Origin of the sequence: Streptomyces sp. NPDC005799 (genome assembly GCF_040630525.1) — a bacterium.
In the GTDB taxonomy this organism is placed as follows: Bacteria; Actinomycetota; Actinomycetes; order Streptomycetales; family Streptomycetaceae; genus Streptomyces; species Streptomyces griseorubiginosus_B.
Genome location: NZ_JBEXXQ010000221.1, coordinates 1 through 1,203, shown reverse-complemented (window position 1 = coordinate 1,203; position 1,203 = coordinate 1). Strand labels below are relative to the sequence as shown.

Genomic DNA, 1,203 nt, shown 5'->3' with positions numbered 1-1,203 from the left:
ATCAACACCCGCGACCGGCAGCCGACACGGCGCGTCGCCCCCAAGGTCATCACGCTGCACCCGGCGATAGTTCACTAATTCAAGCAACGGCATTGCGTCCCCGGCGGTAGGTGACAGACCGTGATCTCCAGCCCGCTCTCTCGTGCGAAGGTGGCCAGGTTGCTTTTCCAGGTCCAGCGGCGGGGGTCGTTGGAGCCGCCGGAGTCCGCGGTGATCAGGAGCCGGGTGGCATTCGGGTGGTCGGCCCGTCCGCGGTGCTGCCACCAGCGTCGGATGGACTCCACCGCGAACTGGGCGGTGTCGTGGTCGGTGCCGACGTTGACCCATCCGGTGTTGTTGGCGATGTCGTAGATCCCATAGGGGATCGCCATGGGCTGGTCATTGGTGGTGAACGTGTGGCAGTCCACCGTGATCGCGTTCTTGGCCGGCCGCCAGGTGCGACCGGGCCGGTCCCGGTTGCCGAGCCATTCCTTGGCCTTGGTGTCGACGCTGATCACCGGCTGGGCATCGTTGAGGAACGCGGCGGCGGTGGCATTGAGGTGGGTGAACTGGGCATCGCGGTCCGGATGGCTGATGCCCTCTGCTGTCTTCGCGGTTCCCTGCAGGCTGTAGCCCAGGGTGTGCAGCAGGTGTCCGACGGTTGAAGCGCTGATCGGGTGGCCCTGTGCGGTGAGGGTCGAGGCCAGGGCCCGTAACGACAGCGTGGTCCACCGCAACGGGGAGACGGGGTCGCCTCGGGTGTGCGGCTCGATCAGCGACTCCAGCGCGGGCAGCAGACCAGGGTCGGTGTCTGTCAGCCGTTTGCGGCCCGCACCTGGAGCCCGGACCCGCAGGGTCGGTGAGGGGCAACCTGCCAGCTCGGCCATGCCTCGCGCGATGGTTGCAGTGCTGGTGCCGGAGGCGGCGGCGACCCGGACGATCCCGCCGCGGCCGAGGGCCGTCGCCTCACTGGCCAGGTACAACCGACGGCGGCGCTCATCAAGGTGCGGCAGGATCTGATCGAACTTGGCCCGCAGAACACGAGCAGCAACGCGACCTGACAGACACGGGGTCATATCTCAGACTCCCACCAACACCCCTCTGCCGAGCACTTATTGCAATACGGGCCCCGGCGGTGCCGGAGTACTGGCGTTGCACGCCGGCCGAGGTGGTGCCCTTCTTGAGGAAGCCGGTGTCGTCGAGGATGAGGATTCCGTCGGGTTC

1 protein-coding gene and 1 pseudogene are annotated in these 1,203 nt (G+C 67.3%); both read right to left on the bottom strand.

Annotated elements, in window-relative coordinates; translation table 11 throughout:
• Positions 1-95 precede the first annotated feature (95 nt).
• A pseudogene (locus ABZ453_RS51360) lies at positions 96-1,055 on the bottom strand (ISAzo13 family transposase); the annotation flags it as partial.
• A partial coding sequence (locus ABZ453_RS51355) for a transposase (protein WP_359027001.1) occupies positions 979-1,203 on the bottom strand: 225 nt, incomplete at its 5' end. The gene ABZ453_RS51355 and the pseudogene ABZ453_RS51360, both read right to left, overlap by 77 nt.